This is a genomic window from Micropruina sp. (assembly GCF_047602385.1).
Taxonomy (GTDB): domain Bacteria; phylum Actinomycetota; class Actinomycetes; order Propionibacteriales; family Propionibacteriaceae; genus Micropruina.
In genome coordinates this window covers 136,426-159,243 of record NZ_JASGHL010000003.1, presented here as the reverse complement: position 1 = coordinate 159,243, position 22,818 = coordinate 136,426, and the positions used below count along the sequence as shown (strand labels likewise).

Here is a 22,818-nt window from a genome sequence, read left to right as displayed (position 1 = left end):
GCGGGCGGCCCAGCCGGACCGGGTTCACCGCTGGTGCAGCCCCGCGTCGCGGGCCAGCAGCGCAACCCGCACCCGGTCGGCGATGCCCAACTTCGCCAGGATGGCCGCCATCTGGTTGCGGACGGTCTTCTCGGTCACGTTCAGCGCGGCGGCGATCTGGACGCCGGAGAGTCCGGCCGCGAGCAGCCCGACGTGCTGCAGCTCGCGCGGGCTGAGCAGGTCGAACGGTTCCGGAACGTCGCGTCGCACACCGCTGAGGGCACTGCTGGCGACCTGGGGGCCGAGCACCAGTCCGCCGTCGAGGACCGTGCGCAGGGCCGGCAGCAGGGCGTCCGGGGCCGACTCCTTGAGCAGGTACCCGGTGGCGCCGGCAGCCAGGCAGGCCTGCACGGTGGCGTCGTCCTGGGTCATCGTGAGCACCAACACCGCGCAGCCGGGGACGGCGTGGCGCAGCCGGCGGATCAGGCTAACCCCGTCGCCGTCCGGCAGGCCCAGATCGACGACCGCGGCGTCCGGCTTCTCGATGACCGCGAATTTGAGTGCCTCGGCGACCGATCCGGCCTCGATCAGCCGGGACACCCACCACTCGCCGTTGAGCATGGCCGCCAGGCCGCGCCGGACGACGGGATGGTCGTCGACCAGCAGCACCAGTGCCGCCCCCGCGTCCGTTGCCATGGCGCAAGCGTAGGAAAACTACGTATCAATGTCAGCCGTCTGGCCGACCTTGGGTCGAAGGGCCGTACTGTGCGGTCACGAACTACAGAGGAGCCACCATGGCCGACGAAGACCTGAACCCCGTCCCGCAACCCGATCCGGCCCCCGATCCGGTGCCGGCGGCGCCTGTGGGGACTGCCGGCCGTTGCCTGGTGGTCGATGCCACGCCTGCGCTGCAAGCCTGGGTCGACGAGTTCTATGGCTTGCTGCCTGTCATCTCCGGACCCGACTCCGAGCACCCGGTGGAGTTGCCCGAAGGTACGGTGGTGGTCACCGTGGCTGCGGTCTGGCGAGCTGTCGACCGCGCCTTCAGCACCGAGGACGATGTGTGGTCTATCGCCACGATGGGACTCCCGGTGCTGGATGGAATTGAGTGGGACGGCCCTGCCAACACCGGGAATCCGGGGTGGCGGTGGTGGTGCGCGGTGTTCGGCTGCTGATCGGCTAGGCACCCGATCATGGCCGTGCTGGCGGGGCGAGCCCCGACCCTGGCCTGGCTGACCGCCGGCGCTGGCCTAGTGGTGGCGCTCGGTGGTCTGATCGTCGATCAGCTCAGCGGCGGGGAGATTGCCATTCGCGACTGTGTGCTCGCGGTCGCGATGCTCATCGTCGGCGCCCGGATCGCCAGTCACGCGCCCGACAACCGCTATGGATGGCTTCTGCTGCTGGTCGGCGTTCTCGCCGCGGCGTCCGTCGGCCTGTCGCTGGCCACCTCGGGGCCAGCGCTGGTGATCGCCAGTTGGGCCTCATTTCCGAGTTACGCCCTGCTTGCATTGAGCGGCTGCTTCATTCCGGACGGGAAGCTGCCGTCAGCGCGTTGGCGTCCGATGGTGCTGGTGGTGGTGACGGCGCTCGGCTGCGGCCTGGTGGGGTTGGGGGCCCTGATGGCCCGGACTGCTGGCCGGCCGATCACTGAACGCGCGACGCCGGGCTGGGATCAGCTCCTCGCCGGCGTCGGGATCCTCGCCGTACCGGCGGCGGCATTGCTGGCACTGGCCGCCATCGTGGTGCGGATCAAACGGGCGGCCCCGGTCGAGCGCGGTCCGCTGATCTGGGCCGCGGCCTCCACGGCGCTGCTGATCCTGGGAATGGTGCTGGAGGCCGTCAATGTGCCCTACACCGCCATCATGGTGGCCCTGGTGTTCCCGGCGGCGGGCGTGATCGCGATCGCCCGGTACGGGTTGTACGACATCGACACCGTGGTGCATCGATCGCTGCTCTACGGCACCCTCACCCTGGTGGTCGCGGGCGTCTACGCCGCGGTGACGGCGCTGGTGGTCGCGACCCGGTGGGCGGTGGTGCCCGAAGCCTTCGCCGCCGCGGCCGCCGTCGTCGCGGTGCTGCCGTTGCGGACCTGGCTGCAGCGGTTGCTCAACCGCTGGCTGTACGGGGCCAGCGGACGTCCGATGGAGCTGCTCACCGCGCTGGCCCGCGGGATCGGCACTGCGCTCACCCCCGACGACATGCTGACCGAAGTGGTCGAAGGGATCGCCACCGGCCTGCGGGTGCCCTACGTTGCGGTCCTGCTCGAGCCGGGGGAGCGGCCCGAGCGGACGGCGGGAAGCCAGCGACCGTGGCCGGTCACCTCACTGGCGCTGGTTCACCAGGGTGCCCGGATCGGCGACCTGGTGGTGCAGCAGCGCGCCGCCGATGAGCCCTGGAACCGCCGGGAGCGCAGCCTGCTGGACGGGCTGGCGCTACAGGTCGCGGCGCCGGCGGCGACCGTCCGGCTGATCCGCGATCTGGAGCATGCCCGTGAGCGCCTGGTGACCACCCGCGAGGAGGAGCGCCGCCGGCTGCGCAAGGATCTCCACGACGGAGTCGGGCCCGCGCTCAGCGGAGCCCGGATGCAGTTGCGGGCAGCGGTCTCGGCGCTCGGTCCGGTCCCGAACGACTCCGCGATGCGGGCCATCGAGGAGGATCTGAGCCTGGCTTCGACCGAGTTGCGGCGGGCCATCGAGGGGCTGCGTCCGCCGGCCCTGGATCGTGGGCTCGCTGCTGCCCTGGCCGGCGTCGTGGACCGGCATCTGCAGACCGGGCTGGCCATCGAGCTGGCCCTCCCGGACCGGCTGGAGGACGTCCCGGCAGCCGTCGAAGTGGCGCTCTACCGGGTGCTGGACGAGGCCCTGACCAACTGCGTCCGGCACGCCGCCGCCACCCGGGTGACGGTGGAGGTGCGGCGGACGGAGACCGGGCTGGCACTGGCCGTCGCCGACGATGGACGCGGCCACGCCGGACCGCGTCCGGGCGGGGTCGGCAGCGAGTCGATGCGCCAGCGCTGCGAAGAGCTCGGCGGCAGCTTCACCGTCGAGGAGGCCGTCCCGCACGGGACTGTCGTCACCGCCACCTTCGCCGGCCCGGAGCCACGGTCCTGACGGATCCGCGGTGCCGACGCGCCGGCCGGGCAAGCGCCGATCATCGCTGGTCGGGCTCGTCGAGACTCTGGCGACGGGGTTTCGACAAGCCCGATCAGCGGAACCCGCACCCCCAGCGAGGGCCGACAGCTTTCCCCTGGGTGACTCGTGGGCCGGATGCTGGCCGCGACGTCCGCTGTGCGGCCCGGATCATCTAGGCTGGGGCGCACTCGGGGGAGTCCATTTTGGCGACCCGAGGAGACCCCACTCGTGTATCACCAGCGGCCCGATTCGCTCGACGATCCGTCCGTCGAGGCCGATCACCCGACCCCGTCACCCAACGGTGCCGAACGCGGTCCCCGTACCCTGCGCCGGCTGTCGTTCCGGGCCGACGTCCGGCGGGTCGCGACTGCGCCCGGCACTCGTCTTGCCGGCTGGGCTCCCGGCCTGCGGCTGCTCGGCACCGAGACTGCCCGGTCCCGGCAGTGGGCGCACATCGGCGTGCTGGTGTCGATCACCGCGATCGTGGTCTACGGCACCTGGCGGATCATGTTCACCATGCCGCTCGGCGGCTGGAACCTGGTCGCGGCCTGGTTCCTGGTCGCCTTCGAGGTGCTCCCGGTCACCGGCCTGGTGATCCGCGCCGTCAACTTGTGGAATCTGGACTGTTCCGGCCCCGAGCCGGTGACCTCGGTCGCACCCGGGCTGCGCGCGGCGGTGTTCATCCCCACCTACAACGAACCGGTCGAGGTGATCGCTCCGACCATCGCCGCCGCCTGCGCTCTGGAACCCGCCCACCAGACCTGGGTGCTGGACGACGGCGACCGGCCCTGGGTGCGTGAGCTCTGCGAGAGTTACGGCGCCCGCTATGTGCGCCGCGACCAGCACATTCATGCCAAGGCCGGGAACATGAACAACGCGCTCGACCTGCTCGCCGCCGAGGTCGCCGCGGGTGCCGAGCCGATCGACGTGATCGGCGTCCTGGACTGCGACCATGTGCCGCTGCCGCACTTCCTGACCGCCAGCCTGGGCTGGTTCCGGGACCCGGAGATCGCCCTGGTGCAGGCGCCGCAGAACTACTACAACTCCGGCGCCTTCGACGACGACGGCGACACCGGCGAGCAGGGCGTCTTCTTCCATGTCCAGCTGCCGGCCCGCGACCGGGCCGGCGCCGGGACGTCCTGGTGCGGCTCGACGTCGCTGATCCGGGTCAGCGCGCTGACCGAGGTGGGCGGCATCGCCACCGACACGATCGTGGAGGACATGCACACCACGATGTTGCTGGTCCGGGCCGGCTGGAAAACCGCCTACCACCACCAGGTCCTGGCCCTCGGCCTGGCCCCGGCGACCCCCGAGCAGTACCTGCTGCAGCGTCGCCGCTGGGGGATGGGCTGCATGCAGGTGCTGGTCAAGGAGCGGCTGTGGGCGGCCAAGCGCTGGCTGTCCTGGCGCGGCTACTACGAGTACCTCGACGCCACCGTGTGGTGGCTCGAGGGGGTCGCCACCGTGCTCGGTTTCCTGGTCCCGGTGATCGTGCTGCTCAGCGGCGCCCAGGTCTCCACGGCCAACCCGTGGCTGTTCCTGACCTTCTTCACCGCGCTGTTCGTGATCCGGCTGTGGGGGGCCGGACGGCTGTACCGGGGGCACCTGCACTGGGCCACCGCGTTCGCGCTGCGGATCCTGCGGATCCCGGTCGGGCTGGCCTGCCTGTGGTGGCTGCTCACCCGGCGCTCGCTCGACTTCGACGTCACCCCCAAGGCCGGCGCGGAGGAGCGCCGGCGGGGGCACGTCCCGGCGATCCTGTGGTGGCTGCTCGGCCTGATCGTCGCCGTGGTGCTGTACGCCGGCGTCGGCGTCGCCGGGCTGGTGCCCTGGCAGAGTTCGCCGTCCTCCACCGTCACCGCCGGTGCCTGGGTGGTGCTCGCCGGGGTGGTGCTGATGATGGGCATCCGGCGGATCCAGGCGGTCGAGTTCGCCACCTCCCGGCGAAACGCCTACCGGGTGGCGGTGCGGGCACCGATCACGGTCAACGGCGCGGACGGCGAACTCGTCGACCTGTCGCTCGGCGGGGCCGCGGTGTCGGTGCCCACCGGGGCGTTGCCGCCGGCTTCCGAGATCTCCCTGGTGCTGCCCGGCCAGCAGCGGCCGATCCCGCTGGAAGCCGTCCGGGTGCGCAGCGTGGGAAGCGCCGAGATCGCCTCGTTCCGGGTCCGCTTCGGCGACTGGGACGCCTACCGCGGGATCGCGCTGTGGCTGTTCCACACGCCTGCCGGGGTGATCGACGGACTCCCGGACGGGACTCCCGCGGTCGCCCTGCGCCCGGCCGGCCGCCGTCCCGCCGGCGTCCCCACGCTGGTGGCCCAGTACGGGACCGGCCTGGGTGGATCGGCACCCGGGGCAGGACGGACGTGACCGGGCGGAGCGCAGCCCCGCACGCCGCACCGGGATGGAGCACCCGCGGGTGGTGGCTGCTGCTCGCCGTCGGCACGGTCCTCGCACTGGCCAGCCGGTTGTTGCCGGACGGGATGCCACGCTCGCTGGCGTTCCAGCTGTTCGGTGTGCTGTCGGCGGTGGGCATCGTCGTGGGCGTGCGGATGCACCGCCCGGTGCACCCTCTGCCCTGGTACCTGATGGCCCTGGGCCAGCTGGTCTGGGCGGTGGCCGACACGGTGGGCGCGATCGAGAGCGATCTGCTCGGCCACGACACCTTCCCGGCCCCGGCGGACGCGATCTACCTGGCCGGCTACCCGATCGTCGCCTTCGGGCTGGCGCTGCTGAACGGACGCCGGCTGCGCCGGGGGCTGGCCGGCGTGCTGGACAGCGCGATCCTGGTGGCAGCCCTCGGGCTCCTCACCTGGGTGGCCCTGGCCCAGCCCACCCTGGCCGCCTTGGACGTCTCGACGGCCGGGGCGGTGATCAGTCTCGCCTACCCGGTCGGCGACGTGGTGCTGGCCGCCTTCCTGGTCCGGCTGGTGCCGACGCCGTGGGGCCGGACGCCGTCGTTCTGGCTGCTCGCCGCGGCGCTCGGCACCCTGCTGATCGCCGACGTCCTGGCTTCGGCTTTCGAGCAGCTCACCTGGGACTCCAGCGACAGCCTCGAGGTGGTCTGGATGGCCTCGTACCTGCTTTGGGCGGCGTCCGCACTGCACCCCTCGATGGCTCCGCCGACCGAGTCGGTGCCGGACGCCGGACGCTCGTTCAGCCGCGGCGGACTGGCCGCGCTCGCGGTGGCACTGCTGATGCCGGGTGCGCTGCTGGCGGTGAAGGCGCTGACCGGGCAGCCGATCCAGGTCTGGCCGATCGTGCTCGGCGGCGCACTGACCAGCGGGCTGGTGATGGCCAGGATCGGCGTCGCCGTCCGGGCGATGGAGCAGACCCAGGCCGAACGCGAGCGGGCGCTGGTCGCGCTCGCCCATCAGGCGACCCACGACCCGCTCACCGGCCTGCCCAACCGCGCGCAGGCGATCGAGGTGATGCGCGCCGCGCTGAGCCGGGCGCGGCGCTCGGGCGAGATCGTCGGCCTGCTGTTCATCGACCTGGACGGCTTCAAGCAGGTCAACGACATCCTCGGCCACGCCGCCGGCGACGAGGTGCTGGTGGTCGCCGGCACCCGGATGCAGCAGGCGGTCCGCGGCGGGGACGTGGTGGCCCGGCTCGGCGGCGACGAATTCGTGGTGCTGCTGGAACCCGTCGATGACGAGGTGAGCGCGGTCCGGGTGGCCAAACGCCTGATCGCCGCTATTGCCGAGCCGATCCGGCTCAGCACCGGCCGGGAGGCCCGGATCGGCGCCAGCATCGGCGTGACGATCAACAGTGACGCCACCCTCGACCCGGACCGGTTGATGCAGGAGGCCGACCACGCCGTCTTCCGGGCCAAGGCCGGCGGCCGCGGCCGGGTCGAGGTCTACGCCCCGTCGCTGCGGGCCGAGGTGGAACGCCGGGCGGCGGTCGGCAGTGCGATCGCGGGAGCGCTGCGGCACGGCACCGCCACGGTCGAGACCAGCCCGATCATCGACCTGGCGACCGGACGGCCGGCGGGCGAGCAACTCGAGGTCGCCGTGCCCGGCCCGGACGGCGAACTCTGGCTGCGCCACGACATGCTGCCGCTGACCCGGGGGACGGATAAGCTCTGCGACCTGGACAGCTGGATGGTGCACACCGGCGCGCCGGCACGGCCCGGCGACGGCGTGCTGCTGGTCCCGGTCACCGGACGCCAACTCGCCCAGGGCACGCTCGTCACCGACGTCTCGTCGGCGTTGGCCGCCGGGCTGGCGGCCGAGCGGCTGATGCTGCTGGTGCCCGCCGACGAGATCGGCAACGTCCGGGTGTCGGACGGCCTGGCGCAGCTCCGCAGGCTCGGCGTCCGGATCTGCGCCGACAGCTTCGGCGCCGACGACAGCGGCACCGACCGCTGGGCACGGGTGCCGTTCGACTACGTGCGGCTCGACCGGCGGCTGCTGACCATGGCCGGCGGCACCCTGGTGCGGCTGACCGTGGAGACCGCCAACGCCTTCGGCTACCGGGTGATCGCGCCCGAGGCCAGCACCCGGTCGGAGGCCGAGGTCTTCGCCGCCGCCGGTTGCGAACTGGGGCTCGGGTCGCTGTACGCCGAACTCGCGGCTACCCGTCCGAGGCCCTGAGCCAGCCGTCCACCTGCTGGGCCGGCACCGGAGGCGACCACAGGAAGCCCTGCCCCAGGTCGCAGCCCAGCCGGCGCGCGGCCTCGGCCTGGGCGCCGGTCTCGATGCCCTCCAGGGAAACCCGGAGGCCGATCCGGTGGGCGGCTGCGGTCAGGGCACCGAGCAACGGTTCGGCGCGCGGCAGGTCGAGTTGGCCGGCGAAGCTCCGGTCGAATTTGATCCCGTCCAGAGGCAGCCGGATCACGTCCTGCAGGCTGGTGTGGCCGGCGCCGAAGTCGTCCAGCCAGATCGGCAGGCCGGCCGCGCGCAACCGGTCGAGGGCGGCGGCGCCCCCGTCGGCGGCGACCGGGCGCGCGGTCTCGGTGAGTTCGGCGCAGACCGTGCCGGGGGTCACCCCGGCGGCATCGACGGCGGCGATCAGGTCGGCCACCCCGGCGTCGGAGTCGAGGCGGCGTCCGGACAGGTTCACGTTCAGTTCGAAGCCGGGACGCAAGCGCTGCCACCGGCTCAGGTCGGCGAGGGCCTGCCGGGTCACCGCCAGGTCGAGTTCGAGGATCAGGTCATCGGCCTCGGCGACCGGGATGAAGGCGTCCGGCGGGACCATGCCGTCGGGACGCGGCCAGCGGGCCAGGGCCTCGACGCCCTGAATGGTTCCGGTGGCGAGTTCGACGATCGGCTGGTACCAGGGGATGACTTCGCCGGCGCGGACGGCGCGGCGCAACTCACCGGCATCGACGCTCACCGGCTCAGGGCCGTTCGGCTGATTCGCGCTGGCTGACCGGGCCGGTTCGTGGGGGTGGAATCCGACATGGCCGAAGGCTACAAGAAGCGGCCGTTTCCACCAGCCATCGTGGTCTGTGCAATCCGAGCGCGGCGGCGTCCGTTAAGGTCACCTTCCGTGACCGACGACATCATCGTGTTCTCCGGTTCCGCGCACCGGGCATTCGCCGAGGAGGTGTGCGACCTGCTGGGCAGCCCGCTGTCGCCCTCAGAGACCACCCGATTCAGCAACGACTGCCTGCAGGTGCATCTGGACGGCAATTGCCGCAAGCGGGACGTCTTCATCGTCCAGCCGCTGGTGCCGCCCGTGCAGGAGAACCTGGTCGAACTGCTGCTGATGCTGGACGCCGCCCGCGGCGCGTCGGCGGGGCATCTGACCGTGGTGATGCCGCACTACGCCTACGCGCGCAGCGACAAGAAGGACGCGCCGCGGATCTCGATCGGCGCCCGGCTGGTCGCCGACCTGCTGCACAAGGCCGGCGCCCAGCGGGTGGTGACGATGGCGTTGCATTCCCCGCAGGTGCACGGAATGTTCGAGATGCCGGTCGACCATCTGAGTGCGAATCACGTCCTGGCCAGGCATTTCCGTAGCAACGGCGACCTGTCGAATGCGGTCGTGGTGTCACCCGACTTCGGCAACGTCAAAGAAGCCAACCACTTCGCCCGGCTGCTGGACGTTCCGGTCGCGGCCGGGGCCAAGCGCCGGCTCACCGACGACCGGGTGGTCATCGACAGCATCGTCGGCGACGTCAAGGGCAAGGACGTGATCGTCCTCGACGATGAGATCGCCACCGGCGGCTCGCTGATCGAGTTGTTCGACAAGCTACGCGAAGTGGGCGTCAACTCGATCACTGCGGCCTGTGTGCACGGGTTGTTCACCGGCCCGGCGGTCGAGCGGCTGAACGCTCAGGCCGACCTCAAGGAGATCGTCTGCACCAACACCGTCCCGCCCCGGGTGGCCGGCGAACTCGAACGGCTGACCGTGCTGTCGGTGGCGCCGCTGTTCGCCGAGGCCGTCCGGCGGATCCACAGCGGCGAGTCGATCTCGTCGCTGTTCGACGCCTGAGCCAAGGTCCACCGCCGGTCGAGCTGGTCGAGGCCGGTCAGTAGGGTGAGCACGGACGAAACCCGGTGGAGGAGAGAGCGATGAAGGTAGCCGTTTTCGGTGCGCGCGGACGAATGGGCTCCGAGGTGGTGCGGGCGGTGGAGGCCGCGGAAGGCCTGGAACTCGTCGCGGCCGTGGACGCCGGCGACGACCGGGACGCCGTCGAGGCTGCCGAGGTGGTGGTCGACTTCACCCACCCGGACGTGGTGCTGGACAACATCGCCTGGTGCACCCGGCGCGGGATCAACGTCGTCGTCGGAACCACCGGCTTCACCGACGAACGCCTCGATCAGGTCCGCGAACTGGCCGGGGCCGGCGGCGCCGGGGTCGTGGTGGCGTCCAATTTCTCCGTCGGCGCGGTGCTGATGATGCACGTTGCCGCCCAGGCGGCCCGGCTGTTCGAGTCGGTGGAGGTGATCGAACTGCACCACCCGAACAAGGTGGACGCGCCGTCGGGGACCTCGGCGACCACGGTGGGCAAGATCGCCGCCGCCCGCGCGGACGCCGGCCTCGGCCCGGTGCCGGACGCCACCGCGCAGGAACTGCCCGGAGCCCGCGGTGCGCAGGTGCAGGGCATCCACGTACACAGCGTCCGGCTGCGCGGGCTGATCGCCCACCAGGAGGTGCTGTTCGGCGGCGAGGGGGAGACCCTGACCATCCGGCACGACTCACTCGACCGGGTGTCGTTCATGCCCGGGGTGATCGCGGCCGTCCGCGCCGTCCCCGCCCTTCCCGGTTTGACCGTCGGCATCGAGTCCATCCTCGGCCTGGCCTGAAAGCGGCCGGCCACCGGCCCCGCCCCCGGGCGGTAGGGCCGACCCGGCCGGGATCGCCCGAACCGGCCGGGCAGGCCACCGAATTCTTTCGACCGTGACATCCCGGGCATTGTCATTCGTCCTTGTCGCCGCCCATACTCGGGCACAGTGCCAGGGACGGAGAACCCATCATGAAGTACGAATACGACCTATTGGTGATCGGCAGTGGTCCCGGCGGCCACCGCGCCGCAATCGCCGCGGCGAAACTGGGTCGCTCGGTAGCCATCGTCGATCGCAAACAGATGATGGGCGGGGTCTGCATCAATACCGGCACCATTCCGTCCAAGACGTTGCGTGAGGCGGTGCTGTACCTGACCGGCATGCACCAGCGCGATCTCTACGGCGCCTCCTACCGGGTGAAGGACGAGATCACCATCGCCGACCTGACCGCCCGAACCCAGCACGTGATCGGCCGGGAGACCCAGATCATCCGCAACCAACTGCTACGCAACCACGTCGCGGTGCTGGTCGGCGATGCGTCCTTCGTGGATCCGCACACCGTCCGGATCGAGGGCCTCGACCGGCATACGGTGACCGCGGCGAAGGTGGTGCTGGCGCCCGGGACTCAGCCGGCCCGTCCGGACAATGTCGAGTTCGACAACGAGAACGTGGTCGACTCCGACGGAATTCTCGATCTGCAGCGCGTGCCGGGAACGATGGTCGTGGTCGGTGCCGGGGTGATCGGCATCGAGTACGCATCGATGTTCGCCGCCCTCGGCACCCGGGTGACCGTGGTGGACGCGCGGCCCTCGATGCTCGACTTCTGCGACGCCGAGATCGTCGAATCGCTGCGCTTCCATCTGCGGGACCTGGCGGTGACGTTCCGCTTCGGTGAGACCGTCGAGCGGGTGGAACGCAGCCCGCACGGCACCGTGACGACGTTGCGCAGTGGCAAGCGGATTCCGGCCGAGACGGTGATGTATTCGGCCGGACGCCAGGGCGCGACCGCGGATCTGGCGCTGCCGAACGCCGGCCTGGAGGCCGACAAGCGCGGCCGGATCACCGTCGACGAGCACTTCCGGACCAGCCAGCCGCACATCTATGCGGTGGGCGACGTGATCGGGTTCCCGGCGCTGGCGGCGACGTCGATGGAGCAGGGCCGGCTGGCAGCCATGCACGCGATGGGCGAGAAGCCGGGCGCGATCACCCCGCTGCAGCCGATCGGGATCTACACCATCCCCGAGATCTCCTACGTCGGCAAGAGCGAGGACGAACTGACCGGCGAGTCCATCCCTTATGAGACCGGGCTGTCCCGTTACCGCGAGCTCGCCCGCGGCCAGATCGTCGGCGACTCCTACGGCATGCTCAAACTGCTGGTGCACAGCGTCGACCGCACCCTGCTGGGAGTGCACGTCTTCGGCACCGGCGCCACCGACCTGGTGCACATCGGTCAGGCCGTGATGGGCTGCGGCGGCACCGTGGACTACCTGGTGGACACAGTCTTCAACTATCCGACCCTGTCGGAGGCCTACAAAGTGGCCGCCCTGGACGCCACCAACAAGCTCCGGGCACTCAGCCGGTTCCAGGAGATCGCCGTCTGAGCCGGTAGCTTCGTCGACCCGCGGTGACCACCGGGGACGGTTCTCCCGGTCACCGGGGACGGTTCCTTTGGTCACCGGGGACGGTTCTCCCGGTCACCGGGGACGGTTCTCCCGGTCACCGGGGACGGTTCTCGCGGTCACCGGGGACGGTTCTCTTGGTCACCGGGGACGGTTCTCCCGGTCACCGGGGACGGTTCTCCCGGTCACCGGGGACGGTTCTTGGTGACCAAAAGAACCGTCCCCCAGTGTCAAAGAACCGTCCCCCCAGGGTCGATCAGGGGAGTGGGTTGGGTACCTCGTCGGCGGGCCGTACGGGGCCTGGGGCCGTCCCGTCGCCGAACGGTCGCCCGCCCAGTGCCTCGCGCCCGTGCGGGGTGAGCCAGCCGGACAGGTCGGGGCCTTTCGGCACAATCCTGTGCGGGTTCAGGTCGCGGTGGACGACGTAGTAGTGCTGCTTGATCTGGACGAAGTCGATGGTGTCGCCGAAGCCGGGCGTCTGGTAGAGGTCGCGGGCGTAACCCCACAGCGCCGGCAGCTCGATCAGCTTGGTCCGGTTGCACTTGAAGTGCCCGTGGTAGACCGCATCGAACCGCACCAGTGTGGTGAACAGGCGGACGTCGGCCTCGGTGATCGTCGCACCCAGCAGGAAGCGCCGGGAACTCAGCCGTTCCTCCAGCCAGTCCAGCGCCGTCCAGAGCCGGTCGTAGGCGGCGTCGTAGGAGTCCTGGCTGCCGGCGAAGCCGCACCGGTAGACGCCGTTGTTCACCTCGGTGTACACCCGGCGCATCACCTGCTCCATCTCCTCGCGGAGGGCGGCCGGCCACAGATCGGGCGCGCCGGAGCGGTGGAACTCGGTCCATTCCGACGCCAGATCCCGGGTGATCTGGTCGAAGTCGTTGGTCACCACCTCGCCGGTGGCGACCTCGACGATGGCCGGGACGGTGATGCCCCGCGGATAGCCGGGGAAACGCTTCTCGTAGGCGTCCTTCAACTTGTGGATGCCCAGCACCGGATCGACGCCGCCCGGGTCGAGGTCGAAGGTCCACGAGTCGGCGTCGTGGGTGGGGCCGGGCAGGCCGACCGGCAGCACGTCCTCAAGACCGAGTAGCCGGCGGACGATCAGCGTCCGGTTCGCCCACGGGCAGGCCCGCGCCGCGATCAGCCGGTAGCGACCAGCCTCGACCTGCCACTCGCCGGGGACGTCCGGGCGGGCCACGATCCGATCGGTGATGTAGCGGGTGTCCCGGACGAACTCCTGGCCGGAGGTGGAATAGCTGCCACCCTTGGAGTGCTCATCTCGCTCGCTCATCGCCGACTCCCTTCCGGGGCCCAACAATAGGCCTCACGGTCCGCGGTGGGCCCGCCGTCCGCCGGCGTAGGCGGCGAGGCATCCCAGCCCGGCGACGATCGCGCCGGGGCCGGGGACGTCGCCGCCGAACTGTGCGGCGCACAGCAGCAGCGCAGCAACCAGACCGATCAAACCGAGCATCGCCGCGACCCGGGTCAGCCGGCCCGTCGCCCCGACGATCCCGAGGACCGCGACCAGCCCCAGCGCCGCCAGGGCGTGACCGGCCGACAGGCCTCCCAGCCCGCGGTGCACACCGAACGTCGCCGGCACCAGGTCGGTTCCGGTCAGCTGGGCCTCCGCCAACCAGGTGCCGAACGCTCCGGCGATCATCGCGATCCCGCCGAGCAGCGTCCAGATCACCCGGGCAACGGAGCGCCGCGCGCCCCCGGTCACGACCACGGAGCCGTTGGCGGAGGCTTCCGAGCTTCCGTCGCAGGCAATCACGGCGAACGGAAGGGTGAGCTGCTGCCCGGTCGGCGGCTGCGGGAAACGGAGGGCCACCGTGCTGCGGCCGATCTGCCCGGCCGGCACGTCGAGTTCGACCGGGGTGAAGGCGAAACGCGAAACACCCTCGGGATCGCTGCCGGTCAGCCGGACGCGCGCCGATTGGGCGCCGCCGCGGTTGTCGACCACGGCGGTGAGCGTGCCACGCCCGCGCCCGTTCAGCCTGAGCACGCTTGGTTCGAGCCGGAGGCCGAGCGTCTCGATCGCCGGCCGGGAGGACGACTGGACGAGGGTGCCGGTGGTCTCGAGCGCCGTCCGTCCATCGCTGGCCACCACGGTGAAGGACCGACTGACCTCGTGACCGGGTTGGGGCCGCCACGCGTCCAGTCGCAGCCGCACCGGCACCTGCCGACCCGGGGGCACGTCGATCGCCGACGGCGCGAACGACAGCCGCATCGCCTGCTCCGGATCCCGTCCTTCAAGCGCGACCCGCAGCCCTTCGCGACCGCGCCGGTTGTCCAGCACCACGGTGACGTCGGCACCGTCGGCGTCGCGCACCCGGATCAGGCTCGGCTCGAGCCGGACGGCCAGCGTCGTCATCGCCGACACCCCGCGACTCTGCTGCATCGTCACCGGCACCTCCGCGGACACCCGGCCGTCGCCGGCCGAGATCAACAGCTGCCGGGAGATCTCCGCCTGGTCCTGCGGTCCGGGGGCACGAGCAGTGACCTGAACCGAGCCGGACGCCCCAGGCCCGAGCTGCAGTTCCTCAGGCACGAACCCGAACCGGACCGCAAGCTCGGGGTCCGAGCCGCTGAGCCGGAGCCGGACGGTGCGGTTGCTGGGATTGTCGGCACGGACGATGAAGCTGCCCGGTGCGTCGTCGCGCAGCCGCAGCAGGCTGGGTTCGGCGCGCAACCGCAGGGGTCGATCGACCGCCGGAACGGTGATCTCGACCGGTAGTTCGAGCCGGGCCGGCGCCTCGCTCAGCGACCGGACGACCAGCAGCACCCGTAGTCGCTGAGCGATCACCAGGCTGGGGGAGACCGCCCGGAGCCGGATGGTCAGGGTGCCCTCGGCCTGCGGCAGCAGCCGGAGTTGTTCCGCTTCGACGACGAGCCAGTTCGGTGCCGAGATGGGCCTGACCTGATAGCCGTTGACGATCGTGGAGAGATTGGTGACCCCGATGCTGAGCACAGCCGGTTCTCCGGTCGCCGGCACGTCGACCGGGCCGGACGGCGCGTTCAGCCGGAATCGATCCCGGCTGGGCGCGGGCTCGGCGGGATCGGGGGCCGCCGGGCCGGGGGGCGAAGCCGGGCCGGGGTGCGAAGCCGGCGTCCGGTCGAGGTGCTCGCCGACGCCGCCGGACGCCGACTCGCTCCAGCCCAGATAGCTGCGGCAGTGCGCACAGAAGCGGGCTCCCGGCGGATTCTGCTCGCCGCACTCGCTGCAGCTGCCGTCCGGGCGAGCCGCTGCGGCACCATCGCCGGACCTGCTCCCACGACCGGTCCGCTCATCGATCTCCGATTCAGTCATGCCTGGCGGAGCAACTCGACTGCGGTTTGATTCGCCGGGCCGGACGCCGGTCAGGCCGAGATGTCGGTGTGCAGCCGGACCAGCTTGAGCCGGGCGTCCTCGCCGGTGCCGATCTCCTGGTGCCCGCCGTCGGGTGCCCAGCCGGACTCGGTCAGGAACCGGCGCAGGGCGTCGTCGGTGGAGCGCACCCACCAGGTGGCGCGGCCGAAGCCGTCGGCGCGCAGCGTGTCCATGCAGGCGTTCAGCAGCCGCGACCCGTGTCCGCTGCGTTGCGCGACCGGATCGATGGCGAACTCGGCGACGATGCCGTCCTCGCCGGGTTCGGCGTCCGGGTCGTCGCTGGGTCCGAGCGCCGCGAACCCGACCACCCGATCGTCGGTCACCGCGACCAGCACCCGGAACTGGGCCAGCGGCGGACGGGTGATCGCGGCATGCCACGACCGCGTCATCGCGTCCAGGTCAACGCTGGTGAGCACCGACTCAGCCACCTCGGCGGGCAGTCCCTGCGACCAGCCCCGCCGCTGGATGGCCGCGATCTGGGCGGCCTCGACGGGCAGGGCCAATCGGACGGAGTCGGGGATCACCGGCTCATGCTAACGCCGCGCAGCCGGGCACCTCGTCCGGCCCGGCTGCCCACGGCGCTAGGGTGAACGTTGTGCGTGAGTCCCTGAAGACACCCCCCAAGCTGGCGCGAGACACCTTGCGAGTGATCCCCCTGGGGGGTCTCGGCGACGTCGGCCGCAACAGCACCAGCTTCGAAATGAACGGTCAGCTGCTGCTGGTCGACTGCGGCGTCCTGTTCCCCTCCGACGACCACCCCGGGGTCGACCTGATCCTGCCCGGCCTGCACCTGCTCGAGGAGCGGTTCGACGACATCCAGGCCTTGGTGCTGACCCATGGGCACGAGGACCACATCGGTGCCGTGCCGTACCTGCTGCGCAGCCGTCCGAACATTCCGGTGATCGGGTCCCGGCTCACCCTTGCCCTGTTGCGGGAGAAGCTGCGCGAGCACCGGCTGCGCGATGTCGATCTGAGGGTGGTCGCCGAGGGCGCCCGGATCAAGGTCGGCGAGTTCGATCTGGAGTTCCTGGCCGTCAACCACTCCATCCCGGACGCCCTGGCCGTCGCGATCCGGACGCCGGCCGGGACGGTGCTGCACACCGGCGACTTCAAGATGGACCAACTCCCGCTGGACCGCCGGCTGACCGACCTGCGCGGGTTCGCCCGGCTCGGCCAAGAGGGGGTCGACCTGTTCCTGGCCGACTCCACCAACGCCGAAACCCCCGGTTTCACCACCCACGAGCGGGACATCGAACCAGCCATGGAGCGGGTCTTCTCTGCTGCCAAGCAGAAACTGATCGTGGCCTGCTTCGCCTCGCACGTGCACCGCGTCCAACAAGTGCTGGACGCCGCGGTGCGGCACGGCCGCAAGGTCGTCTACATCGGCCGCTCGATGGTCCGCAATATGACCGTCGCCCAAGAGCTCGGCTATCTGAAGGTGCCGGCCGACACCCTGATCGAACTCAAGCAGCTCGAGAACTACCCCGACGACAAGGTCGTCCTGGTCTCCACCGGATCGCAGGGCGAACCGCTGTCGGCGCTGTCCCGGATCTCCAACCACGAGCATCCGGTGGTGAAGGCCGGCCCGGGTGACGTGGTCCTGCTGGCGTCCTCGCTGATCCCCGGCAACGAGAACTCGGTCTACCGGGTGATCAACGGACTCTCCCGCAACGGGGTCACCGTCGTGCACAAGGGCAACGCGCTGGTGCACGTGTCCGGCCATGCCTCGGCCGGCGAGCTGCTGTACTGCTACAACCTGATCCAGCCGCGCAACGCGATGCCGGTGCACGGTGAGATCCGGCACCTGATCGCCAACGCCGACCTCGCCGTCGCCACCGGGGTTCCCCGCGAGCGGGCCATCGTGGTCGAGGACGGGGGAGTGGTCGACCTGGCCAAGGGCAGGGCCCGGGTGGTCGGCAAGCTGGACTGCGGCTACATCTTCGTGGACGGCTCCACCGTCGGCGACATCGGCGACGCCGAGCTGAGCGACCGCAAGATCCTCGGCGCGGACGGCTTCATCAGCGTCGTGGTGGTGGTGAACCTGCATTCGATGAGCCTGGTCAGCGGACCGGACATCCATGCCCGCGGTTTCGTCGAGGACGATTCGGTGTTCGACGGGGTCAAGGGACAGATCGCGAAAGCGGTGATCGATGCCATGTCGGACGGCTCCGAGGACGTCCGGGGGCTGCAGCAGGTGGTCCGCCGAACCGTCGGCCGCTGGGTGAGCAACACCTACCGGCGGCGTCCGATGATCCTGCCGGTGGTCGTCGCGGCCTGAGCATCGGGTCGTCCGCAGGGCTCAACCAGGACGTCCGGGCGGAGCGACTACCCGATTAGGTGGCCCGGCAGGCTCTCGGGTATCGTTGACGAGGCCCTCGTCGCGGGGCCGTTCCCAAGCAATCAAGGAGTTACCAGTGGCTGCCGTGTGTGACATCTGCGCCAAGGGCCCAGGCTTTGGCCACAACGTGCCCTGGTCGAAGAAGAAGACCAACCGTCGGTGGAACCCGAACATCCAGCGCGTCCGCGCGGTGGTGGCCGGTGCGCCGAAACGGCTGAACGTCTGCACTTCGTGCCTGAAGTCCGGCAAGGTCACCCGCTGACCCGACCGGCATGAGCAAGGACCCGCTGCGGCGGGTCCTTCTGCTTTGGTGCACCGCTTCAACCTGACGGGACACTAGAGTCCGAATGGTCTGCCAGGCATCGGCGCCGGCGATCAGGAGGTTCGATGAAGGCCATTTCGGTCAATCTGTACGGCAAGCAGGATCTACGGCTGGAGAGCACCGAGCTTCCGCCGATCGGCGACCACGAGGTGCTGGCCGAGATCGTCACCGACACCATGTGCATGTCGTCGTGGAAGCTGCTGCAGGCCGGCGGCAGTCACAAGAAGGCCCCGGCCGACCTGGCCACGAACCCGGTCATGCTGGGGCACGAGTTCTGCGGGAAGATCCTGCAGGTGGGGGCGGCCTGGGCGCACCGATTCAGCGCCGGACAACGGGTGATCGTGCAGCCGGCGCTGCCGCGCGAGAGCCCCTTCGTCCCCGGATACTCCTACCGCTACATCGGCGGCAACTCCACTGCCGTGATCGTGCCGGCCGAGGTGATCGACCTCGACTGCCTGATCCCGTTCGAGGGCAGGGCGTACTACGAGGGCTCGCTGTGCGAACCGCTGAGTTGCGTCATTTCGGCGTTCGACGCCCAGATCCACCTGATTCCGCACACCTACACGCCGGTGTCCGGGATCAAGCAGGGCGGCAGCCTGCTGCTGATCGGCGGGACCGGACCGATGGGGCTGCTCGCCGTCGACTATGCGCTGCATTCCGACCGCAAACCGAAGACTCTGGTGGTGACCGGACGCGGCGAGGAGAAACTTCAGCGGGCGCGCCGGCTGTACCCCTCCGACGAGGTCGAGGTGCACTTCGTCAACGTCTCGGGCATGTCCGTCGACGAACAGGCGGCCGAACTGCGGAGGCTGGGCGGCGGCGGCTTCGACGACGTCATCTCGATGGTCTCGGTCGTCGACGTGCTGGCGATGGCGGCCGGGCTGCTGAACCGGGACGGCTGCCTGAACCAGTTCGCCGGCCCGCAGGACGCGTCCTTCACGGTGCCGATCAACCTCTACGACGTCCACTACAACCTGGTCCGGGTGGTCGGGAATTCCGGCGGCACCCCCGACAGCGCCGCGCTGGCCGCGAAGCTCGTTGCCGAGGGACGGCTGGACGTCGCGAAGGTCGTCACCCATGTCCTCGGCCTCGACGCGGTCGCCGAGACGACCCAGGACCAGCCGGTGATCGGCGGCGGCAAGAAGCTGGTCTACACCCACAAGGCGTTCGACCGGATCGACCTGGACGCCGTCGATCCGGCGAGCCCGCTCGGCGGCATCCTCGCCGCTCACGACGGGTTGTGGTCGCCGGAGGCGGAAGCGTGGATCCTGGCGAACATGCCCGACATCACCGTCCCGGACTAGCCGGCGCGGCGTCCCATCTCGTCGACGATCCAGCGGGCCGTCTCCCGGGTGCAGGCTCCGGGATCGGCGAAGCTGACGCCGAAGATCCCGGTGATCTCGGTGAGCCGAGGGACGCCGCGTAGCGCCAGGATGGCGTCCGCTTCGGCGGCGTACTCGTCGTCCGGAGCCCCGTCGGCGATCAGTCCCACCGGGTCGGCCTCGGCCAGAATCCGGATCAGTTCGTCCCGCGCGATGGCCATGACAGGAGACTAGTGGTGCGTCGCCGATCGTGTCGGAGCCTCCCGTTAGGCTTCCGCTCATGGTGATGTGGCGGACGCAGGCGTACCGCGAACTGCATACGCCGGTGGCCGACGTGCTGGGCGCCCGCACCGCGAAAGAGTTCGAGAAGCTCCGCGTGCACACCGTCGGCGACCTGCTGCGGCACCTGCCCCGGCGTTACCTCTCCGGCACCGAACTGACCGATTTGGCCACCCTCGACGAGGGTGAGCACGTGGCGGTGATGGCCCGGGTCAGTCGCACCAACGTCATCCGGGGTTCGGGTGGCCCGGCTCAGTCCCGGCGCGGCGGACGGCCGAGTCGGCTCGAGGTGACCCTCACCGACGGCCACGGTTACCTCGCGGTCACCTTCTTCGGCCGCGACCACCTGGTCGAGTACTGGGAGCGGGAACTGGGCAAGGGCGTCCGTGGCATCTTCGTCGGCAAGGTGGGCCGGTTCCGCGATCAGCTGCAGCTGACCCACCCCGAGTTCGTCATGCTGGACGCCTCTGGCGCCATCGTCGGCTCGTCGGAGGAGAAGCAACGGCTGGCCACCATGAGCCGGTCGGGGCTGGTCGGTATGTACCCGGCGACGGCGAAGCTGCCGACCTGGAAGGTGGCCGAGTGCTGCCGGTTGGGTTTGGCGACGCTGAGCGGCGCCGACGATCCGTGGCCGGACTGGGTGCTCGACGAGGCCGACGTGATGCGTCAGGCCGACGCGTTCGCCGCCGTCCATCAACCGCACACGATCGCCGAGGCCGAGGCGGGTGCCCAGCGACTGTTGTTCGACGAGGCGTTCGCCACCCAGCTGACCATGGCCTACCGGCGCGCGGACGTGGCCACCCACACCGCGACCCGGCGGCGGGCGGCCCCGGACGGGCTGCTCGACGCGTTGGACGCGCGGCTGCCGTTCGCCCTGACCGAGGGCCAGCAGGCGGTCAGCGAGACCCTGTTCGCCGAACTCGACCGGGCCCGTCCGATGCAGCGGCTGTTGCAGGGCGAGGTGGGTTCGGGCAAGACGGTCGTCGCCCTGCGCGCCATGCTCGCTGTGGTCGACACCGGCGGCCAGTGCGCGCTGCTGGCACCCACCGAGGTGCTGGCCCAGCAGCACTACGCGACGATCCGGGCGCTGATGGGCGACCTGGCCGGCGGACGCCTGCTGGGTTCCCCCGACGTGGCGACCGACGTGGTGCTGCTGACCGGGTCGATGCCGGCCGCCGCCAAGCGGTCGGCGCTGCTGCGGGCGGCGTCCGGTGAAGCGGGGATCGTGGTCGGCACCCACGCGCTGCTCAACGACAAGGTGCAGTTCGCCGACCTGGGATTCATCGTGATCGACGAGCAGCACCGGTTCGGGGTCGAGCAGCGCGGCGCCCTGACCGACAAGGCGTCCGCGCGTCCGCACGTGCTGGTGCTGACCGCGACGCCGATCCCGCGCTCGGTGGCGATGACGATCTTCGGCGACCTGGACATCTCCACGCTCGCCGAACTGCCTGCTGGCCGCCAGGTGGTCGGCACCGTCGTGGTGGACGCCGCACTGCGTCCGGCGTGGGTCGAGCGGGCCTGGCAGCGGGTCGCCGAAGAGGTGGCGCAGGGCCGGCAGGCATTCGTCGTGGTGCCCCGGATCAACTCCAGCGACGAGGGCGTCGGGGTCACCGAGCTTGCTGAACGGCTCAGTACCGGGCCGCTGGCCGGCGTCCGGGTCGGGGTGCTGCACGGACAGCTGGCCTCCGACGCCAAGGAATCCACGATGGCCGCCTTCGCCGCCGGCGAGGTCGACGTCCTGGTCGCCACCACGGTGATCGAGGTCGGCGTCGACGTCCCGAACGCCACCATGATGGTGATCTGGGACGCCGAACGGTTCGGCATCTCCCAGCTGCACCAGCTGCGCGGCCGGATCGGCCGCGGCGAGCACCCAGGGGTCTGCCTGCTGATCTCGTCCGCACTGGCCGAAGAGACCATCCGGCAACGACTGGACGCGGTGGCCGCCACCAGTGACGGCTTCGAGCTCGCCGAGCTCGACCTGCTGCAGCGCCGCGAGGGTGACGTGCTGGGCGCCGAGCAGTCCGGGACGCGGTCCAGCCTCCGGCTGCTGCGGGTGCTGGAGCACGCCGAGGTGATCACCCAGGCCAAGGAGATCGCCGCCGAGGCCGTCCGCCGCGACCCGGAACGCGCCACGCCGGGCTTCGCGGATGCGGTCGCCGCAACCGAGCAGCTGATGGCGGGCGACTTCCTGGAACTCAGCTGAACCGGGCGGGCTCTGGCACGATGACCCGGTGACCCTGATCGCCGCAGCGGACGGCTCTGCCCTCGGTAATCCCGGACCGGCCGGCTGGGCCTGGTACATCGACGCCGATCGCTGGGCGAGCGGCGGCTGGCCGCACGGCACCAACAACATGGGGGAGCTGACCGCTGTGCTCGACCTGCTGCGGCAGACTGCCGGCTTCGACGACGACCTGCTGATCTACTGCGACTCGATGTATGTGATCAACTCGGTGACCAAGTGGATGCCGGGCTGGAAACGCAAAGGCTGGCGCAAGGGCGACGGAAAACCCGTACTCAACGTCGAGATCATGAAGGAGCTCGACGCGGCACTGGCCGGACGCCGGGTGAGGTTCGAATGGGTCAAGGGGCACTCCGGGCACCCGCTGAACGAGGAGGCCGACCGACTGGCCAATGCCGCCGCGGTCGCGTTCAGCCAGGGATGCGCCCCGCAGGCAGGGCCGGGCCTCGGCGCTGCGTCGGCCGCACCCACCGCGAGTCGTGCGCCCGCGGAGGACCTGCCGAGGCGGAGCCGCCGGGCCGATACCGACGAGCCGGAGGATCTCTTCTCGGCGATGGCGGACACACTCGCCGAGCCGGAGCCGTCCGACCTCGACCGGGTGATCGCACTGGAACGGGCACTGCTGACCGACGAGGTCCGGGCCGATTCCGCGGCGGTGGCGGCACTGCTGCATCCGGACTGGTGCGAGGTCGGCCGGTCGGGACGGCTGTGGAGCCGCGCCGACGCGCTGGCCGAGCTCGAGCCGCTGCCGGAGCCCATCCGGCTCGAGGTGATCTCGGCCGACAAGGTGGACGCCCGGACCATCCTGCTGCTCTGGCGCTCGATCGGCGCTCAGGGATCGGCGCTGCGCAGTTCACTGTGGGTCAAGGACACCGACTGGCGGCAACGATTCCACCAGGGCACCGCAGAGCCCTGACCATCGTGGAACAAGAATCCGGATCGGGCCGGAACAGACCAGCTCGATCCGGATCCTTATTCACT

General features: G+C 70.6%; 18 protein-coding genes. 12 read left to right on the top strand and 6 right to left on the bottom strand.

Translation table 11 applies throughout. The features are described from left to right. Window positions 1-24: 24 nt before the first annotated feature. The gene (locus tag QM711_RS10180; protein ID WP_415098925.1) at window positions 25-675 is read right to left on the bottom strand and encodes a response regulator; all 651 of its coding nucleotides are present in this window, start codon (window positions 673-675) and stop codon (window positions 25-27) included. A 98-nt stretch (window positions 676-773) separates the two neighbouring features. On the opposite strand from QM711_RS10180, the gene QM711_RS10175 reads away from it, so the two are divergent. The 4 genes from QM711_RS10175 (at window position 774) to QM711_RS10160 (ending at window position 7,708) form a co-directional block, all read left to right on the top strand. Continuing rightward, window positions 774-1,154 (top strand): hypothetical protein, encoded by a 381-nt coding sequence (locus QM711_RS10175; protein WP_415098923.1) that lies wholly within the window; start codon window positions 774-776, stop codon window positions 1,152-1,154. An 18-nt stretch (window positions 1,155-1,172) separates the two neighbouring features. Then, window positions 1,173-3,089, top strand: coding sequence for a sensor histidine kinase (locus tag QM711_RS10170; RefSeq protein ID WP_415098921.1), 1,917 nt, complete (start codon window positions 1,173-1,175; stop codon window positions 3,087-3,089). 249 nt (window positions 3,090-3,338) lie between these two features. Then, window positions 3,339-5,480 (top strand): glycosyltransferase, encoded by a 2,142-nt coding sequence (locus QM711_RS10165; protein ID WP_415098919.1) that lies wholly within the window; start codon window positions 3,339-3,341, stop codon window positions 5,478-5,480. Then, window positions 5,477-7,708 carry a diguanylate cyclase gene (locus QM711_RS10160; RefSeq protein WP_415098917.1) on the top strand — a complete coding sequence of 744 codons (2,232 nt, stop codon included), beginning with the start codon at window positions 5,477-5,479 and terminating at the stop codon, window positions 7,706-7,708. The genes QM711_RS10165 and QM711_RS10160 overlap by 4 nt, the downstream gene beginning before the upstream one ends. Here QM711_RS10160 and QM711_RS10155 read toward each other — a convergent pair. After that, window positions 7,689-8,450, bottom strand: a complete 762-nt coding sequence (locus tag QM711_RS10155; RefSeq protein WP_415098915.1) for an EAL domain-containing protein — start codon at window positions 8,448-8,450, stop codon at window positions 7,689-7,691. The two genes, QM711_RS10160 and QM711_RS10155, sit on opposite strands and share 20 nt — an antisense overlap. 156 nt (window positions 8,451-8,606) lie before the next feature. Here QM711_RS10155 and QM711_RS10150 point away from each other — a divergent pair, with 156 nt between their 5' ends. From QM711_RS10150 to sthA, 3 genes are all read left to right on the top strand, one after another. Next, window positions 8,607-9,554: a ribose-phosphate diphosphokinase gene (locus tag QM711_RS10150; RefSeq protein WP_415098913.1), complete on the top strand. Its 948-nt coding sequence runs from the start codon at window positions 8,607-8,609 to the stop codon at window positions 9,552-9,554. An 80-nt stretch (window positions 9,555-9,634) separates the two neighbouring features. After that, on the top strand, window positions 9,635-10,369 hold the full coding sequence (dapB, locus tag QM711_RS10145) for a 4-hydroxy-tetrahydrodipicolinate reductase (protein WP_415098911.1): 735 nt from the start codon (window positions 9,635-9,637) through the stop codon (window positions 10,367-10,369). 170 nt (window positions 10,370-10,539) lie between these two features. After that, on the top strand, window positions 10,540-11,949 hold the full coding sequence (gene sthA, locus QM711_RS10140) for a Si-specific NAD(P)(+) transhydrogenase (protein ID WP_415098909.1): 1,410 nt from the start codon (window positions 10,540-10,542) through the stop codon (window positions 11,947-11,949). 274 nt (window positions 11,950-12,223) lie between these two features. Here sthA and QM711_RS10135 read toward each other — a convergent pair whose 3' ends face one another. From QM711_RS10135 to QM711_RS10125, 3 genes are read right to left on the bottom strand one after another with little or no spacing between them, the layout of a single operon-like run. After that, window positions 12,224-13,258, bottom strand: coding sequence for a glutathione S-transferase family protein (locus QM711_RS10135; protein WP_415098907.1), 1,035 nt, complete (start codon window positions 13,256-13,258; stop codon window positions 12,224-12,226). A 33-nt stretch (window positions 13,259-13,291) separates the two neighbouring features. After that, a complete protein-coding gene (locus QM711_RS10130) occupies window positions 13,292-15,277 on the bottom strand; it encodes a hypothetical protein (protein ID WP_415098905.1) in 1,986 nt (661 codons plus the stop codon). Window positions 15,278-15,327: 50 nt separating this feature from the next. Beyond that, window positions 15,328-15,861, bottom strand: coding sequence for a GNAT family N-acetyltransferase (locus QM711_RS10125; protein WP_415098903.1), 534 nt, complete (start codon window positions 15,859-15,861; stop codon window positions 15,328-15,330). 71 nt (window positions 15,862-15,932) lie between these two features. Here QM711_RS10125 and QM711_RS10120 point away from each other — a divergent pair, with 71 nt between their 5' ends. The 3 genes from QM711_RS10120 (at window position 15,933) to QM711_RS10110 (ending at window position 19,301) form a co-directional block, all read left to right on the top strand. Beyond that, window positions 15,933-17,615 (top strand): ribonuclease J, encoded by a 1,683-nt coding sequence (locus QM711_RS10120; protein WP_415098901.1) that lies wholly within the window; start codon window positions 15,933-15,935, stop codon window positions 17,613-17,615. 136 nt (window positions 17,616-17,751) lie between these two features. Next, window positions 17,752-17,937, top strand: coding sequence for a 50S ribosomal protein L28 (gene rpmB, locus QM711_RS10115; protein WP_415098899.1), 186 nt, complete (start codon window positions 17,752-17,754; stop codon window positions 17,935-17,937). Window positions 17,938-18,062: 125 nt separating this feature from the next. Continuing rightward, window positions 18,063-19,301, top strand: coding sequence for an alcohol dehydrogenase catalytic domain-containing protein (locus QM711_RS10110; RefSeq protein ID WP_415098897.1), 1,239 nt, complete (start codon window positions 18,063-18,065; stop codon window positions 19,299-19,301). Here QM711_RS10110 and QM711_RS10105 read toward each other — a convergent pair. Beyond that, window positions 19,298-19,540 (bottom strand): hypothetical protein, encoded by a 243-nt coding sequence (locus QM711_RS10105; protein ID WP_415098895.1) that lies wholly within the window; start codon window positions 19,538-19,540, stop codon window positions 19,298-19,300. The genes QM711_RS10110 and QM711_RS10105 overlap by 4 nt on opposite strands. A 59-nt stretch (window positions 19,541-19,599) precedes the next feature. Between QM711_RS10105 and QM711_RS10100 the strand changes: the two genes are divergently transcribed. Both QM711_RS10100 and QM711_RS10095 read left to right on the top strand, forming a co-directional pair. Next, window positions 19,600-21,801 carry an ATP-dependent DNA helicase RecG gene (locus QM711_RS10100; RefSeq protein WP_415098893.1) on the top strand — a complete coding sequence of 734 codons (2,202 nt, stop codon included), beginning with the start codon at window positions 19,600-19,602 and terminating at the stop codon, window positions 21,799-21,801. Window positions 21,802-21,829: 28 nt separating this feature from the next. Continuing rightward, complete coding sequence (locus QM711_RS10095; protein WP_415098891.1) at window positions 21,830-22,753, top strand: RNase H family protein; 924 nt, start codon at window positions 21,830-21,832, stop codon at window positions 22,751-22,753. Window positions 22,754-22,818: the final 65 nt, after the last annotated feature.

What these genes read in the sequence shown, in the direction of transcription:
- sthA (WP_415098909.1), top strand. Translation starts at nt 10,540, where the DNA reads ATGAAGTACGAATACGACCTATTGGTGATCGGCAGTGGTCCCGGCGGC.
- QM711_RS10105 (WP_415098895.1), bottom strand. Translation starts at nt 19,540, where the DNA reads ATGGCCATCGCGCGGGACGAACTGATCCGGATTCTGGCCGAGGCCGAC.
- QM711_RS10180 (WP_415098925.1), bottom strand. Translation starts at nt 675, where the DNA reads ATGGCAACGGACGCGGGGGCGGCACTGGTGCTGCTGGTCGACGACCAT.
- QM711_RS10130 (WP_415098905.1), bottom strand. Translation starts at nt 15,277, where the DNA reads ATGACTGAATCGGAGATCGATGAGCGGACCGGTCGTGGGAGCAGGTCC.
- QM711_RS10110 (WP_415098897.1), top strand. Translation starts at nt 18,063, where the DNA reads ATGAAGGCCATTTCGGTCAATCTGTACGGCAAGCAGGATCTACGGCTG.
- dapB (WP_415098911.1), top strand. Translation starts at nt 9,635, where the DNA reads ATGAAGGTAGCCGTTTTCGGTGCGCGCGGACGAATGGGCTCCGAGGTG.
- QM711_RS10170 (WP_415098921.1), top strand. Translation starts at nt 1,173, where the DNA reads ATGGCCGTGCTGGCGGGGCGAGCCCCGACCCTGGCCTGGCTGACCGCC.
- QM711_RS10135 (WP_415098907.1), bottom strand. Translation starts at nt 13,258, where the DNA reads ATGAGCGAGCGAGATGAGCACTCCAAGGGTGGCAGCTATTCCACCTCC.
- QM711_RS10100 (WP_415098893.1), top strand. Translation starts at nt 19,600, where the DNA reads ATGGTGATGTGGCGGACGCAGGCGTACCGCGAACTGCATACGCCGGTG.
- QM711_RS10175 (WP_415098923.1), top strand. Translation starts at nt 774, where the DNA reads ATGGCCGACGAAGACCTGAACCCCGTCCCGCAACCCGATCCGGCCCCC.